Raw genomic sequence first — 15588 nt, forward strand, 5'->3', positions numbered from 1 at the left:
GAAGATAATGCCGAAGAAACCCGCAGTGTCCGCTGGCAAGCCCGACAGCAGCAAAGGCTCGCTACACCCACGCAACCGTCATACCGGCCGCTACGATTTCCCGGCGCTGATTGCCGGCAGCCCGGAGCTGGCGCAATTCGTGATCCTCAACCCCTACGGCAAGCAGAGCATCGACTTCGCCAACCCCGAGGCCGTGCGGGTTTTCAACCGGGCGCTGCTCAAGCAGTTCTACGGCATCGCCCACTGGGATATTCCGCCGGGTTATCTATGCCCGCCGATTCCGGGGCGCGCCGATTACCTGCACGGCCTGGCCGACCTGCTGGCAGAAGACAACGCCGGCGAGATCCCTCGCGGCGCACGCATCCACGCGCTGGACATCGGCACCGGCGCCAACTGCATCTACCCGCTGATCGGCCTACGTGAATATGGCTGGCGCTTCACCGGCTCGGACATCGATAACGTTGCACTGGCCTCGGCGCGCACCATAGTCGCAGCGAACCAGCTCGGCAAAGGCATCAGCCTGCGCCAGCAAAACGATCCGCTGCAGCTGTTCACGGGGCTGGTAGAGACCAGTGACCGCTTCGATATCAGCCTGTGCAATCCGCCCTTCCATGCCTCCCAGGCCGAGGCCAGCAGCGGCAGCCAGCGCAAGTGGCGCAACCTCGGCAAGCTCGACCCCAAGCGCAAGCTGCCCGCGCTGAACTTCGGTGGTCAGGCGGCCGAGCTATGGTGTGAAGGTGGCGAAGCGGCGTTTCTCAACCGCATGGCCAATGAAAGCACCAAGGTGGCGCAGCAGATCTGCTGGTTCACCACGCTGGTATCAAAAGCGGGCAATGTTCAGCCATTACAAAGCCGGCTAGAGAAGCTCGGTGCACTGCAAGTGCGGGTAGTGGAAATGTCACAGGGCCAGAAGCGCAGCCGCTTCGTTGCCTGGACCTTTCTCGATGATGCGCAACGGGCGCAGTGGCTTGCCGCATCGCGCGGCAAGCCGGCGTAACTCAGTAGTGGCAACGCTGGTGGCTTTTCAGACCACCAGATCCCAGCGCTGGCGATCCTTCAACGCCAGCGTCTGAATGTAACGCGGCTCGCCGTTGATCTCCTCCAGCTCGGTCATCCCGGCCAGCTCGCCAACAACGCGATAGCGCTTGCCCACTCGCTTGTCTTGGAGCGGATAGAGTTGGGCGATCTGTTGGGCAAGTTCAGTAAGCGTGGACATCGTTCGGTACTCCAGGTGACTGCATGCCGCAGCTTTGTACAGGGCTTATATTACGATTCAGCTACAGCAAGATTCGTTCCGCCTGTTGGAGCCACCTACGCAGAAATGATTCCGTACGCTGTCAAAAATTGCGAAAAGCCCCGATCAGCAGACACCAATACCTAGTTGCAACAGCGCCAGCCCGCCGTTTTGCCAGCCCCACCAGGCCAATGCCAGCAGCACTGCCAACAGCGCAGCGCCACCCAACCAGGCCCAGCCCCGACGCATCACGCCGGCTCCGGCTGCAGGCGCGCCACCGGCTGTTCACGGATCGGCCAGTTCAAGGCTGCAGCCATGAAGCACAGCGCAATGGAAAGCTGCCACACCAGGTCGTAACTGCCGGTACGGTCGTAAACCCAACCGCCTAGCCAGCCGCCGAAGAACGAGCCGATCTGATGCAGCAGAAAGACAATACCGCCAAGCATCGACAGGTTACGTACACCGAACAGCGTCGCCACGGTGCCATTGGTCAGCGGCACCGTGGAAAGCCACAACAAGCCCATGGCAATGCCGAAGCCATAAGCCGTCCATAGCGTCAGCGGCGCGAGGAAAAATGTGGTGATGACTACCGCACGCAGCAGGTAGAGCGCCGTCAGCAACTTGGGCTTCGAATACTTGCCGCCAAGCCAGCCTGCCGTATAGGTGCCGACAATATTGAACAGGCCTACCAGCGCCAGCACCGTGGTCCCCGTTGCCGCCGGCAAGCCGCGGTCCACAAGATAGGCCGGCAGATGGATACCGATAAACACCACCTGGAAGCCACAGACAAAGAACCCCAGCGCCAGCAGCCGAAAGCCGGAATGCCCCAGCGCCTCACGCAATGCTTCAGGCAACGACTGACGAGGGCCGGAATCGGGAGCTGGCGGCCCGCCACGCAGCATAGCCGCCAGCGGCACGATCAGCGCCACCAGCAAGCCCAACGCCAGCAAGGCGGAAGACCAGCCAAGCCAACCGATCAGCCCCAAGGTGCCTGGCAGCATCGCGAACTGGCCGAATGACCCGGCCGCAGCCGCAATGCCCATCGCCATGCTGCGCTTCTCCGGCGAAGCTGCCCGCCCCACCGCGCCGAGAATCACCGAGAACGACGTCCCCGACAGCCCAATACCGATCAGCAGCCCGGCGCTCAGCGCAAGCGATGTTGGCGTATCCGCCATCGCCATCAGCACCAGCCCGACGGCATAGAGAATCCCGCCAATCAATACTGCCTTGGCCACGCCGAAACGGTCAGCCAGCGCCCCGGTAAAGGGCTGCGCTATGCCCCAGATCAGGTTCTGCAAGGCAATGGCAAAGGCGAACACCTCCCGCCCCCAGCCAAACTCGGCACTCATCGGCGGCAGAAACAGGCCAAAACCATGCCGCACGCCCAGCGACACGGCGAGAATCAGTGAGCTGCCAAGCAGGATCCAGGTGCTATTACGCCAAGCAGAAGACATGGAATCGTTCCTTTAACAAGGCGACCAGTCTACTCGGGACGACCACCACTTCGGCAGCCCCTTTGAGCGTCTCGAGTGCAAGTCGAGCCTGCAGATCCTCGAGCGTGCCCGACCACAGTCAATATCGGGGCGCATTAAACATGGTCGGCGCCCCACCAAGTTACGGTGTTCCGCTGTTTGCACATGGCCTCAGCCGCCGCTCGCTCGGAGCACTTGCCGACCCAATGCAGAACCTCACCCCAACAACCGGTAAACTACCCCGCCTTTCTCACTGCCACCGCGAATCCTTGCCATGCCCATCCGTCACTGCATTGTCCATTTGATCGAGAAGAAGCCCGACGGCACACCTGCCGTGCTGCATGCCCGCGATAGCGAGCTGGGGGCGTCCCAGGCCATGGAGAATCTGCTGGCCGATCTCAACGAGAGCTACAACGCCAAGCAGGGCAAGGCCTGGGGATACTTTCACGAGGAGTCGGGGGCGTACCCCTTTAGTGGCTGGCTAAGCCAGTATCTTGAAGGCAATCAGGATTTCACCGCCTTCAGCCGCCAGGCGGTGGAGCATCTGCAAAAGCTGATGGAAGAATCCAACCTGTCCACCGGCGGCCATGTGCTGTTCGCCCATTACCAGCAAGGGATGACCGACTACCTGGCCATCGCCCTGCTGCATCACAGCGAAGGCGTGACCGTTACCGAGTCGCTGGATGTGGCGGCGGCGCGGCATCTGGACCTTGGCCAGCTGCACCTGGCCACGCGGATCAATATTTCCGAGTGGCAGAACAACAAGCAGTCCAAGCAGTACATCTCGTTTATCAAGGGCAAGAACGGCAAGAAGGTTTCGGAGTACTTCCGTGATTTCATCGGTTGCCAGGAAGGGGTCGATGGGCCGGGCGAGACGCGCACGCTGCTCAAGGCTTTCAGTGACTTCGTCGAGAACGAGGATCTGCCCGAGGAACAGGCGCGGGAGAAAACCAGCGCGCTGGTGAGCTACGCCAGCAGCCAGTCGAAGATCGGCGAGCCGGTTTCGCTGGAAGAGCTTTCCGGGCTGATCGACGAAGAGCGGCCCAAGGCCTTCTACGATCACATCCGCAACAAGGATTACGGCATGGCCCCGGAATTTCCGGCGGACAAGCGCACGCTCAACCAGTTTCGCCGCTTCACCGGTCGCGCTGAGGGGCTGTCGATCAGTTTCGAATCGCACCTGCTGGGTTCGAAGATCGAATACGACGAAGCCCGCGACATGCTGATCATCCGCCAGCTGCCGACTCAGTTGGTGGATCAGCTCAAGCGCCGCAAGGACTGAACAGCTGAAATTGCTAAAAGAGCGCCCTGCCCCGGGCGCTCGCTTTTCCGAGCCTCAGCGAGCCTCGATGCGATAACCCAGCCGTGGAAAGTGCACATGCACCAGGCCTGCACGTTCATCCTCGCGGCGCAGGATCAGCTCTTCCAGCCCGGCATAAAGCAGCTCACCCTCCACCGGGTCAGTGCCGTAATCCACCGCGCGAATAACCACAGGCTGGCCTGCCTGGAAGCCGTTCGGGTCGACGAAGGCGGTTTCGGGTAGCGGTGCCGGCGTGGCCTTGTGAGCAATTTCCACGGCGTCATGCGCCGACAGTTCGCTGTACGAGCCGTGCCCGACACCCAGCACCTTGCTCAGCCAGGCGGACACTTCCGGGTAGTCATCGACCAGCGGCGCGGTAACCGGAGTAGCCTTGAGGAACCACAGGCCGTGGGCGACCGCGAAGTCGGCGATACAGGGCGCGTTGCCCAGCAGAAATTCCTCGTCGTCACGTGCCAGTTGCTGCTGCAGCCGCGCCATCAGCAGCGGCCAATGGCTTTTGGCTTGCTCCAGCGGTATGGCGGATACCGAGCCGCCGCTAAACAGTTGCACGCGGTCCTTGCTGAAGATTTTTACGAACTCCGGCGGCACCTGTGCAAAGCGCTGCGCCATGGATTCGGGCTGGAATACCAGGCTCACCGCGTGTAGGAACAGCACCGTATCGGCCCAATGAGCCAAGGCGGCGGCGACGAACTGCTGGTCCTCGGGGAACAGTACCGGCGTAGCCTTCTCGGCATCCAGGCGACGGGCAATCAGCGCCGTATCGCAATAGATGTCGGCGCCGATCTGTAGCACTGGCGTGCGTCGGTAGCCGCCGGTTAGCGCCGTCAGGTCCGGCTTGGGCATGACCGGAGGAATGGTCACCGAACGCCAGGAAAGCTGCTTGAAGCCCAGCAGCAGGCGCGCTTTTTCGGCAAAAGGTGAGGCGGGATAATGATGCAGAATCAGGTCATGCATGGCGGGCTCCGCGAGTTCTTGTTCAGGAACGCAGCTTAGTCGCCCTAGCTCCGGCAGCACATCCGTTTAGCTGATTGCCGAGATATTCAGCGAGTTGCTGTAGTCCTTGATCAGCGCTTCCTTGGCTCCTTTCTTCAGTTGCTTGATGGCGCGCTCGCGGCGCAGCGCGTCACCCTTGTTTTCGCAGCTTTCCACATACACCAACGCCACCGCTGGGCTAGTGTGAAAAAAGCGCGCGCCGCGGCCATTCTGATGAGCAGCGAAACGCCGATTGGCATCGTCGCTGATGCCGCAGTACAGCGAACCATTGGCCGCACGTACCAGATAGACGAACCAGGGTTTTGCAGGGGTGTCGCTCATTCAGACTCTCGACGGAAGCAGGATCAGGCGCCACGCTCGGCAGGCGGGTGGTTTTGCCAGCGGCCTGATAACAAAGTTCGCTAATCATGTCCATATATGGTGGCGGTTCGCCTTTGCGTATACTGCGCCGATGTTTGCCCAAACCCAACTCCGCAAGCGCTGCACCAACTGGTTGCTGGCGACCGGACTCCTCCTGATGCTCACCAGCTGCGCTGAACCCCCTAGCGCGGTCGAGCGGATCAAGGAGGAAGGCGTACTGCGCGTGATCACTCGCAACAGTCCGTCCACCTATTTCCAGGACCGCAACGGCGAAGCCGGCTTCGAATACGAGCTGGTCAAACGCTTCGCCACCCATCTCGGGGTCGAGCTGCAGATCGAGACAGCGGACAATATCGAAGAGATTTTTGCTCGCCTCAACCGCCCCGGAGGCCCCGCGCTGGCTGCTGCGGGCCTGGTGGCCAGCGAGGGCCGCCAGGGTATCGCACGCTTTACTGACTCCTACCTGGATGTCACGACCCAGGTGGTTTACCGCCGTGGCGAACGCCGCCCTACCCAGCCGCAAGACATGGTCGGCAAGCGCATTCTGGTGCTCAAGGGCAGCAGCCAGGCAGAGAAGCTCAAGGCGCTGCAGACCGAACTCCCGGACCTCCGTTATGAAGAGTCCGACGCGGTGGAAGTGGTCGATCTGCTGCGTATGGTCGATGAGGGATTGGTTGACCTGACGCTGGTGGAATCCAATGAGCTGGCGCTCAACCAGGTGTATTTCACCAACGCACGGGTGGCCTTCGATCTAGGCGAGCAGAACAGCCTGGCGTGGATCCTCGGCAAGGATGAAGAGGACGACACTCTGCTCGAGGCTGCCAATGCCTTCCTCGCCGAAGCCAAGGAAAACGGCACCCTGCAGCGTCTGCGCGAACGCTACTACGGCCACGTGGACGTGCTCGGATACGTCGGCGCCTATGCCTTCGCCAAGCACCTGCAGGAACGGCTGCCGCGTTACGAAAAGATCTTCCGCGAGACAGCCAAGGTCCACGGTGTGGACTGGCGTCTGCTGGCCGCTATCGGCTATCAGGAGTCGCACTGGCAGCCGGATGCCGTCTCCAAGACCGGCGTTCGCGGCTTGATGATGCTGACCCTGAATACCGCCAAGGCCATGGGCGTTACCAACCGCGTCGATCCGGTGCAAAGCATTCAGGGTGGCGGCAAATACATTGCGCTGGTGCACTCCAATCTGCCTGACAGCATCAAGGAGCCGGATCGCACCTGGTTCGCCCTGGCTGCCTACAATGTTGGCGGAGGTCATCTGGAAGATGCCCGCAAGCTGGCCGAAGCCGAGGGGCTGGACCCGAACAAATGGCTGGATGTGAAGCAGATGCTGCCTCGCCTGTCGCAGAAGCAGTGGTACAGCAAAACCCGCTACGGCTACGCGCGTGGCGGTGAACCGGTGCATTTCGTGGCCAACATCCGACGCTATTACGACATCCTCACCTGGGTGACCCAGCCGCAGCTGGAAGGCCAGCAACTGGTGCAAAGCGAAATCCACACCCCGGGCATCAACTCCACCGATCTTGGTGAAAGCCTGCCGCCGCTTTAATAGACGGCCAGGGTGCGCCTTCGGCCAACTACACCAACCTGCGCGCGGTTTTAGTAGGAGCGGGCTTGCCCGCGAGCTTTTACCGGTGTGCTGGCTAAAGAGCAAAGCGAGCGGAAATTCCGCTCCAACGCGGTTATGAACGTGCGATAGCGGCAAATTCGGCACTGGTCCGCTCGGCCAGCACCTGCGCCGTCAACTCCACTTCCAGACCGCGCCTCCCGGCACTGACGTAGATGCTGGGCTGAGCCTGCGCCGAGCTGTCGATAAAGGTACGCAGGCGCTTTTTCTGCCCCAGCGGGCTGATCCCGCCGAGCAGATAGCCTGTCGCCCGCTGCGCGGCTGCCGGGTCAGCCATATCGACCTTCTTGACCTTGGCCGCCTGGGCCAGGGCCTTCAGGTCAAGGCTGCCAACCACCGGCACCACGGCCACCAGCAGCTCGTTCTTTTCGCTGCATACCAATAGGGTCTTGAACACCCGCGTCGCATCCAGCCCGAGTTTCTCGGCGGCTTCGAGTCCGTAGGACGCGGTTTTCGGATCGTGTTCATAGGAATGGACTTGAAAGTCCGCCTTGGTTTTCTTCAGCAGGTCGATGGCAGGCGTCATGGCAAGGCAACGGTTTGGTTGAAAGCCGGAATATTAGCAGGCAGTTGCTGCTGATAGGCCTCACGCCATGCGCGGTAACGCTCATCCTGCACAACACGACTATGTAGACGCGACATGCCGTCGGGATCATTGAGCAAGCGCCAGCGAGTCGCTTCGGCGGGGCCTTCGGGCCCGGCGGCGAGAATTTCCTGCAGGCGCTGTTCACGCAACACTTCGGCTGCCGGCACCACCTTGGCATGCCGTGCGCGCCCCATGGCACAGACCATGGCGTTGTAGAGCGGGTCCACGGTGGCGGCGAGGAAGCCATTGCGCAGCGCATTGGCCTGGTTCTGCTGGTTATAGCGGTCCGTGGCGGCCAACTCGGCCGGCGGATTGTATTCCTCGGGAATCAGGAACAGCTTGCGCCGGAACGCCGCCAAGCCCGGCCCTGTACGGCTGGTCAGCACCGAAACCGGAGCGGACAGAATCAGCGACACCACGATAGGCGCCAGCCACCAGAGAAACGCCGGATCGAGCCAGGCCACCAGCGCCGTCCAGAGCACGCCCAACAGCATTTGCGAGCCGTGACGACGCAGCGCCTCACCCCAGGGCGTGGCGTTGTCGGCACGCTGCGGCGACTTCCACTGCACCGACCAGCCAAGAAACGCTGCGGTGACAAATACGGTGTGAAACAGCATGCGCACCGGCGCCAGCAGCATCGAGAACAGGGTTTCCAGGATCATCGACAGCACCAGCCGCACCCCGCCGCCGTATTCCTTAGCACCCTTAATCAGGATCAGCAGCACGCTCAGCACCTTGGGCAGGAACAGCAGCGTCAGCGTCGCCGAAAACAACGCAATGGCTTCTTCTGGGTGCCACTGCGGCCACAGCGGGTAGAGCTGGTTGGGCTGCAGAAAATACTCGGGAACCATTAGCGTATGAATCGCCAGCAGCCCGGTGGACAGTGCCAGGAAGGTGAACCACAACGGTGCCGAGAGATAGGACATCACCCCGGTGAGGAACACAAACCGGTGCACCGTGTGCATGCCCTTCACCAGGAACAGGCGGAAATTCATCAGGTTGCCGTGGCACCAGCGCCGGTCGCGCTTGAGTTCGTCTAGCAGGTTCGGCGGCAGTTCTTCATAGCTGCCCGGTAGGTCGTAGGCGATCCATACGCCCCACCCGGCCCGGCGCATCAGAGCCGCCTCGACGAAATCGTGGGAAAGGATATCGCCGGCAAATGAACCCTTGCCCGGCAAAGGCGCCAGGGCGCAGTGCTCGATAAAGGGCTTGACCCGAATGATCGCGTTATGGCCCCAGTAGTGCGATTCACCCAGCTGCCAGAAATTCAGGCCGGCCGTGAACAGCGGCCCGTAGACACGGGTGGCGAACTGCTGCATGCGCGCATAGAGCGTATCCATGCCGGAGGCCTTGGGCCCGGTCTGGATGATGCCTGCGCCCGGGTTGGCCTCCATCAGCCGCACCAGCGAGGTCAGGCACTCGCCGCTCATCACGCTGTCGGCATCCAGCACCACCATGTAGCGGTAGCTGCTGCCCCAGCGCCGACAGAAGTCGTCGATATTCCCGCTCTTGCGCTTCACCCGACGCCGGCGCCGGCGGTAGAAGATATGACCGAAGCCGTCCACTTCACGGCATAGCTCCAGCCAGGCCTTCTGCTCGGCCACGCAGGTGTCGGGGTCGTTGCTGTCACTGAGCACGAAGATATCGAAGTGCTCGATCTCGCCGGTGGCCAGCAGCGACTCATAGGTCGCCCGCAACCCGGCGAATACCCGAGGTACATCTTCGTTGGCGATGGGCATCACCAGCGCTGTGCGAGCCTCGGCTGCAATCGGCTCGTTACCCGCGCTGGTGGCGGAGATGTTATAGCGGTCGCGCCCTTTGAGCAGCTGGAAGAAGCCCATCAGCGCCGTCCAGAACCCCACCGATACCCAGCAGAACAGCAGTGCGAAGAGCAGCAGGATGCTGGTCTGCACCACATAAGGCAGAATCTGCCGTGCCGACTCCCGCAGCGGCTGCCGATAGACCTCTTGCAGATCCACCAGCGCCCAGCCCTGGTAGGGCAGTACATCCTTCATGTACCAGGTCGCGATGGCCGTCTGCACCAGCATCAGGATCAGCAGGGCCAGGCGGCGGTAATGAGCCACCTGGCGCCAGCCGGAACGGTCGATGGATACCGGCCGGCTGGGTTGCTCGACGGTGCGGTTCTTCTTGAACATCAGGCGCCACCAGCTCAGCTGCAGCACGCTGGTGTGCCATGGCTCCGGCACCATCCGGGTACGCACGATGGGCGGCGTCGACTGAATGCAGAGGCGGCCCTGATGATCCTGGGCCAGCACACCACGCTGTCTGGGGTCGCTGGACAGCTCGGCGATATAGTCCCGAGTAGAAGATTGCTGCACGTGTTCAGTCATGGACGGGGATCTGATAGCTCCAGGTTTCAGACAGCGTAGTCTCGCCATCCACCAACGCAGCACGCAGCTCCACCGGGCGCGCCGGATCTTTTACCCGTAAACGCAGGGTCAGCCGCCAGCCCTTGTTGACCGGGTTGTGCCGCAGGTTGTTTTCCACCAGCTCAGCGTTGTCATCGATGCTGACCTGGGTCGTGACCGGCGCATCCGCCGCGAGCTTGGCCAGGTTAGGCCCGACAAAATCGACGATCAGCGCCGTGCTGCCATCGGGCTGACGAATCAGGTTGGACTGTTTTACATCGCCGGCTGACAGGCGTGTCTGCTTGACCCAGGCCAGCTTGGGATCGTGCAGTGCCGGTTCGTCGATGCTGAAGTGCAGCCGATAGCCGAACTCCATTGCCTCACCTGGCGCCGGGGCCTTTTCCGGCACCCAGTAGGCGACGATGTTGTCGTTGGTTTCATCCGGCGTGGGGATCTCGACCAGCTCCACGCGGCCCTTGCCCCAGTCGCCTTTCGGCTCGATCCAGCCGCTGGGACGCAGCTCGTAGCGGTCATCCAGGTCTTCGTAACGGCCGAAGTCGCGGGTGCGCTGCAGCAAGCCGAAGCCCTTGGGATTCTCCACGCCATAGCTGCTGACGGCCAGGCGCTTGGGGTTGTTCAGCGGACGCCAGATCCACTCGCCGTTTCCGGCATGTATCGCCAGACCTTCCGAGTCGTGCAGTTGCGGACGGTAGTTGAGTTGTTCGCTCGGCTGGTTGGCGCCAAACAAGTACATGCTGGTGAGCGGCGCGATGCCGAGTTTTTCCACCGGCTCGCGCAGGAAAACTTTGGCCTGGACATCGACGATGGCGTCTTTGCCAGGTGTGACTTCCATGCGGTAGGCACCGGTAGAGCGTGGTGAATCCAGCAGCGCATAGATCAGCAGATTCCCGCGATCAGCTTGCGGTCGCTCTACCCAGAATTCGGTGAAGCGCGGAAACTCCTCGCCTTTCGGTAACGCGGTGTCGATGGCCAGCCCCCGTGCCGACAGGCCATAGACCTGCCCCTTGCCGACCACGCGGAAATAGCTGGCGCCGAGCAGGCTCATCAGCTCGTCCTGCTTGTCCTTCTTGTTCAACGGGTACAGCACCTTGAAACCGGCGAAACCGAGGTTTTGCAGTGCTGCCGGATCGATATCGAGATTGCCGAAGTCGAACATTTCCGGGTCGTAGCGGATTTCGTTGACGCTGGTGGCGGTGACTTCGTTGATCTTCACCGGTACGTCGAAATGCATGCCCTGGTGGTAGAAACGCAGCTCAAAAGGCGTTTCAGCGTCACGCCAGTAGCTCTTCTCATCGTTAAAGCGCAACTGCTGATAATCGCCGAAGGCCATCTGCCGAAAGACCGAGGGCAGGTTGCTCTGCGGCGCCTGATAAGGAGCGGCGGCCAGTTTCTCGGCCTTGCTGGCAACATCGTCGAGGCTGAACGCCCAGCTGTTGCCAACGACGAACGCCATGCACAGGGCCAGCAGATTCCCCAGCACCTGGCTGCTAGCGCGAGCGTTCGATCCTCGATTAAAAGTGGTAAACACGGTGCCTCCTAACTGTACGAATGGCTCGCAGGCCTTTGCCTGCTTGCGTTCCTTGGTCTACTACCCACACAAATGATTCCCCGCTGATCGAAAACAGGCGCCGCTCTGTCAGCGCAACGTTGCCCTCCCTATCGACCGTACGATCATCAGCGCAACTCGAACCGCTGCGTCTGGACGCTTCGCGAATCGAGCCCGACCTGCACCTCGAACATCCCCGCTTCGGCCACCTGCTCTAGCTGCGCATCAAAAAACTTCAGCTCGTCCTCGCTTATGTCAAAGCGCACTTGCTGCTCTTCGCCGGCCTTGAGCCAGACCTTGCGAAACCCTTTCAGCTCCTTGACCGAGCGCACCAGCGAGGCGGCTTCATCATGGATATACAGCTGCACCACCGTCGCCCCGTCACGCTCGCCGGTGTTCTTCAGCGTCACGCTGACCTCCAGGCGCTGGCCCCGTGAAAGCACCTCGGCCGACAAGCGCGGCGGCGACAGGCTGAACTCCGTGTAGCTAAGACCGTAGCCGAAGGGATACAAAGGGCCATTGGGCTCTTCGAAATACTGCGAGGTGTAGTTGCCCGGTTTGCCTTCAGTAAAGGGCCGCCCCAGACGCGGATGGTTGTAATAGGTGGGAATCTGCCCCACCGAACGCGGGAACGAGATGGGCGACTTGCCGGAGGGGTTGAAGTCGCCAAACAGCACATCGGCGATGGCGTGGCCGCCTTCGGTACCGCTGAACCAGGTCTCCAAGACCGCATCGGCGTTGCCCTGCGCCCAGGTCAGATTCAGCGGCCGGCCATTCATCAGCACCAGCACCAGCGGCTTGCCGGTTTCCTTCAAGGCGCGCAACAGCGCTTGTTGGCTCGCTGGAATCTGCAAGCTGGTGCGGCTGGAGGATTCATGGGACATGCCGCGCGATTCGCCTACTGCCGCGACGATGACATCTGCCCGTTCCGCAGCGGCGACCGCCTCGGCGATCATTTCCTCTGCCGAGCGCGGGTCTTGCACCACCTCGGGGTTATCCCAGTTGAGGAAGTTCAGGTACTCGACCATCTGCTTGTCGTTGGTGATGTTGGCGCCACGCGCGTGAAGCAGCTGGCCGTCCGTACCCAGCGCCTGCTGCATGGCCTGACGCAGCGTGACCGTCTGGCTGGCGACGCCTGCGGCCGACCAACTGCCGAGCATGTCGATATGCGAGTCAGCCAGCGGGCCGACAAGGGCGATGCGCGCCGACTTGTCCAGAGGCAGCACCTGGTTTTGATTTTCCAGCAGCACCAGCGACTGGCGAGCCACCTCGCGTGCGGCCTGCCGATGCAGACGGCTCTCGGCGTTTACGTCGTGCGGGTCATCGCTGGCCTGGCCGATGCGGCGAAACGGATCGTGGAACAAGCCCAGGTCGTACTTGGCACCCAGTACTTCGCGCACCGCCTGGTCGATGGTTTGCATCGGCACCTCGCCGGCCCCCACCAGTTCGGCCAGATGCTCGCCGTAGAGCGAGTCCGCCATGCTCATGTCGAGCCCGGCAGCGATCGCCAGCCGCGCCGCCTCGCGCCCGTCGGCGGCGACGCCATGGCGGAGCAGCTCGGTGATTGCCCCGTGGTCGCTAATGGTCACGCCGGAAAAACCCCAGTCGTCGCGCAACAGGTCACGCAGCAGCCAGCGGTTGGCACTGGCCGGCACGCCGTTGATTGTGTTCAGCGCAACCATCACTGAGCCAGCGCCCGCGTCGACGGCGGCCCGGTACGGCGGCAGGTAATCCTGGTGCATGCGCTGCGGGCTCATATCCACCACGTTGTAATCGCGGCCGCCCTCCACCGCACCGTACAGGGCGAAATGCTTGACGCTAGCCATAAGGCTGTCCGCGTTGCCCAGCGACTCGCCCTGATAGGCCTTGACCATCGTCCGGGCGATTTCGGATACGAGGTACGGATCTTCACCGAAGCCTTCGGAAGTACGTCCCCAGCGCGGGTCGCGGGTGATGTCGACCATAGGCGCGAAGGTCATGTCCAGGCCGTCGGCACTGGCTTCGATGGCCGCAATACGCCCGGCTGTAGCAACGGCCCGCATATCCCAGCTGGACGCCAGACCGAGGCCAATGGGAAAGATCGTGCGGTGCCCATGAACGACGTCATAGGCAAAAAAGATCGGTATCTGCAGGCGGCTGCGTAACGCCGCTTCCTGCAACGGACGGTTGTCGTGGCGGGTAACCGAGTTGAAAGTGCCCCCAACATTGCCTGCCGTCAGTTCCTCGGCCAGACGCTCCTTGGGCATGTCGCCACCAATACTGATCAAGCGCAGCTGACCGATCTTTTCCTGCAGCGTCATACGCTTAAGCAGTTGCTCGACAAATACTGACTTATCATGGAGCACAGCTGGCTCGCCGGCAGCCAAAGCCGGGAGTACAAGCGAAGCCGCGATCAATCCAAACAGGCACAGCGTTTTCATTCTCAATACCCTGCAGGCACGTCTCGTCGAACAGACCCTGGCTTGGACCTTCGGATCGCCGAGTAGTAGCATTGCTGAATCATTCGCACCGAAGTACGACCCAGCAGCAGAACGCCGCTGGGTTGAAGAACAAGGATTTGGAAATTTGCCGCGTCACGATACGCGCGGCCGATGCTAGATCATCGATGCTGAGGCGGCGATTATCGCCATGTTTATTTCGCGGCGTCGATCTTTTTTACAGTGTCGATCCAACCAGCTTCGAGGCGCTGCTGATCCAGATCCAGCCCCTGTGCTTGCATACGCTCCTTATGGCCCTCGATCTCGGCCCTGACCTCAAGAAGCGAGCTGCTGTTGGCGTCCAGCTGATGCATCTGGGTCAGCCCCAGATGGTAGAAACGCAGCAGTTTCATCGCTGTTTCATCCCCCGCCGCCACACCGGCTTTCACGTGGTGCATCACGTTGGTCACACTCATCAGGCTGCGCTTGAGACGCCAGCCGTAGACCGCCGAAGCCATCCACGGCTGCTCCCAGTAGAAGGTTCGCACCAGGGCGATGGTCAGCAGCAAGCCGGCCACGACCCCTGCAATATTCAGCCGCAGGTTGTCCCCGCCCGGCTCTCCGAACATCGCCACAGCCATGGTCGAAAGCCCCATGGCGAGCACTGCGAAAGTCGCGGCCACCACCAGGGTGCTGCGCCTCGTCTGCTGCCGGTAGGTTTCGGGGTTCTGTGGCCTGATTTCGAATGAGGACATCGGGTTTCCTTGGGTGGCGGGAGTTCGGCTGGGGGAATTATCCACGCAAACGTCAGGCTTATCAGGCTTTCGCGCCGCCCGTGCGCTCTGCCGGCCTGCGCGCACCGGCTACCAGTTTGTCCACGGCGCGAGCGGCGGCGACCATGCCGAAACTTGCCGTGACCATCATTGCCGCGCCGAAACCACCGGCGCAGTCGAGCTTCACACCCTCGCCAATAAAACTCTTGCTCTGGCACACGCCGCCATCGGGCTTGGGATAGCGCAACTGCTCGGTGGAAAACACACAGGGCACGCTGTAGGTACGGCCTGGCGTACGTGAGAAGTTGTATTCACGACGCAGCAAGGAGCGCACCTTGGCCGCCAGCGGATCGTTGAAGGTCTTGTTGAGGTCGGTAACCTGAATCTGCGTTGGGTCCACCTGCCCGCCGGCACCACCGGTGGCGATAATCTGGATCTTGCGCCGCTTGCACCAGGCGATCAGCGCGGCCTTGGCCGGCACGCTGTCGATGCAGTCGATAACGCAATCCATCTGCTCGGTGATGTATTCGGCCATGGTTTCGCGGGTCACGAAATCAGCCACTGCATGGACGATACAGGCCGGATTGATCGCGCGGATGCGGGCTGCCATCTCGTCCACCTTGGGCTTGCCCACGGCACCTTCCAGCGCATGAATCTGCCTGTTGGTGTTGGTGATGCAGACGTCATCCAGATCGAACAGGCTGATCTCGCCGACACCGCTGCGCGCCAGTGCCTCGGCCGCCCAAGAGCCGACCCCGCCAATGCCGACCACCGCCACATGCGCCGCCGCCAGCCGTTCGAGACCAACCTGGCCATAGAGACGGGCGATGCCGCCGAAACGCTGATCTTCGCTAGACATACTG

The 15588-nt window shown here is 61.7% G+C and carries 14 protein-coding genes; 3 read left to right on the top strand and 11 right to left on the bottom strand.

The features are described 5' to 3' along the window. Positions 1–7: 7 nt before the first annotated feature. Entirely contained in the window at positions 8–997 is a 990-nt protein-coding gene (gene rlmF, locus BN1079_RS06550; RefSeq protein ID WP_037023155.1) for a 23S rRNA (adenine(1618)-N(6))-methyltransferase RlmF, read from the top strand. A 27-nt stretch (positions 998–1024) separates the two neighbouring features. On the opposite strand, the gene BN1079_RS06555 is transcribed toward rlmF, so the two are convergent. The 3 genes from BN1079_RS06555 to BN1079_RS06560 all read right to left on the bottom strand — a co-directional run bounded on the left by BN1079_RS06555 (position 1025) and on the right by BN1079_RS06560 (position 2688). Continuing rightward, complete coding sequence (locus tag BN1079_RS06555) at positions 1025–1216, bottom strand: hypothetical protein (protein WP_037023156.1); 192 nt, start codon at positions 1214–1216, stop codon at positions 1025–1027. 144 nt (positions 1217–1360) lie between these two features. Continuing rightward, positions 1361–1483, bottom strand: a complete 123-nt coding sequence (locus BN1079_RS17880; RefSeq protein ID WP_265332973.1) for a hypothetical protein — start codon at positions 1481–1483, stop codon at positions 1361–1363. Further along, the gene (locus BN1079_RS06560; RefSeq protein WP_037023159.1) at positions 1483–2688 is read right to left on the bottom strand and encodes an MFS transporter; all 1206 of its coding nucleotides are present in this window, start codon (positions 2686–2688) and stop codon (positions 1483–1485) included. The genes BN1079_RS17880 and BN1079_RS06560 overlap by 1 nt, the downstream gene beginning before the upstream one ends. A 292-nt stretch (positions 2689–2980) precedes the next feature. Here BN1079_RS06560 and yejK point away from each other — a divergent pair, with 292 nt between their 5' ends. Further along, positions 2981–3988, top strand: coding sequence for a nucleoid-associated protein YejK (gene yejK / locus BN1079_RS06565; protein ID WP_037023160.1), 1008 nt, complete (start codon positions 2981–2983; stop codon positions 3986–3988). Positions 3989–4042: 54 nt separating this feature from the next. Here the strand turns inward: yejK and BN1079_RS06570 are convergent, their stop codons facing one another. Together BN1079_RS06570 and BN1079_RS06575 are read right to left on the bottom strand one after the other, a co-directional pair. Further along, positions 4043–4981: a glutathione S-transferase family protein gene (locus BN1079_RS06570; protein WP_037023162.1), complete on the bottom strand. Its 939-nt coding sequence runs from the start codon at positions 4979–4981 to the stop codon at positions 4043–4045. A gap of 66 nt (positions 4982–5047) precedes the next feature. Then, the gene (locus tag BN1079_RS06575) at positions 5048–5341 is read right to left on the bottom strand and encodes a GIY-YIG nuclease family protein (protein ID WP_037023164.1); all 294 of its coding nucleotides are present in this window, start codon (positions 5339–5341) and stop codon (positions 5048–5050) included. A gap of 130 nt (positions 5342–5471) precedes the next feature. On the opposite strand from BN1079_RS06575, the gene mltF reads away from it, so the two are divergent. Beyond that, positions 5472–6935, top strand: a complete 1464-nt coding sequence (mltF, locus tag BN1079_RS06580; protein ID WP_037023166.1) for a membrane-bound lytic murein transglycosylase MltF — start codon at positions 5472–5474, stop codon at positions 6933–6935. 133 nt (positions 6936–7068) lie between these two features. Here the strand turns inward: mltF and ybaK are convergent, their stop codons facing one another. From ybaK to tcdA, 6 genes are all read right to left on the bottom strand, one after another. After that, positions 7069–7539 (bottom strand): Cys-tRNA(Pro) deacylase, encoded by a 471-nt coding sequence (ybaK, locus tag BN1079_RS06585; protein WP_037023168.1) that lies wholly within the window; start codon positions 7537–7539, stop codon positions 7069–7071. Further along, entirely contained in the window at positions 7536–9950 is a 2415-nt protein-coding gene (gene mdoH / locus BN1079_RS06590) for a glucans biosynthesis glucosyltransferase MdoH (protein ID WP_052114440.1), read from the bottom strand. The genes ybaK and mdoH overlap by 4 nt, the downstream gene beginning before the upstream one ends. After that, on the bottom strand, positions 9943–11442 hold the full coding sequence (locus BN1079_RS06595) for a glucan biosynthesis protein G (RefSeq protein ID WP_037026665.1): 1500 nt from the start codon (positions 11440–11442) through the stop codon (positions 9943–9945). Before BN1079_RS06595 ends, mdoH begins: the two co-directional genes overlap by 8 nt. Positions 11443–11663: 221 nt before the next feature. Continuing rightward, entirely contained in the window at positions 11664–13955 is a 2292-nt protein-coding gene (gene bglX / locus BN1079_RS06600; protein WP_037023169.1) for a beta-glucosidase BglX, read from the bottom strand. A gap of 212 nt (positions 13956–14167) precedes the next feature. Then, positions 14168–14707, bottom strand: coding sequence for a DUF3087 domain-containing protein (locus BN1079_RS06605; RefSeq protein WP_037023170.1), 540 nt, complete (start codon positions 14705–14707; stop codon positions 14168–14170). Positions 14708–14768: 61 nt separating this feature from the next. Next, a complete protein-coding gene (gene tcdA, locus BN1079_RS06610) occupies positions 14769–15584 on the bottom strand; it encodes a tRNA cyclic N6-threonylcarbamoyladenosine(37) synthase TcdA (protein WP_037023171.1) in 816 nt (271 codons plus the stop codon). Between the last annotated feature and the right edge of the window lie 4 nt (positions 15585–15588).

The sequence above is a fragment of the Pseudomonas saudiphocaensis genome (genome assembly GCF_000756775.1).
Classification (GTDB): Bacteria; Pseudomonadota; Gammaproteobacteria; order Pseudomonadales; family Pseudomonadaceae; genus Stutzerimonas; species Stutzerimonas saudiphocaensis.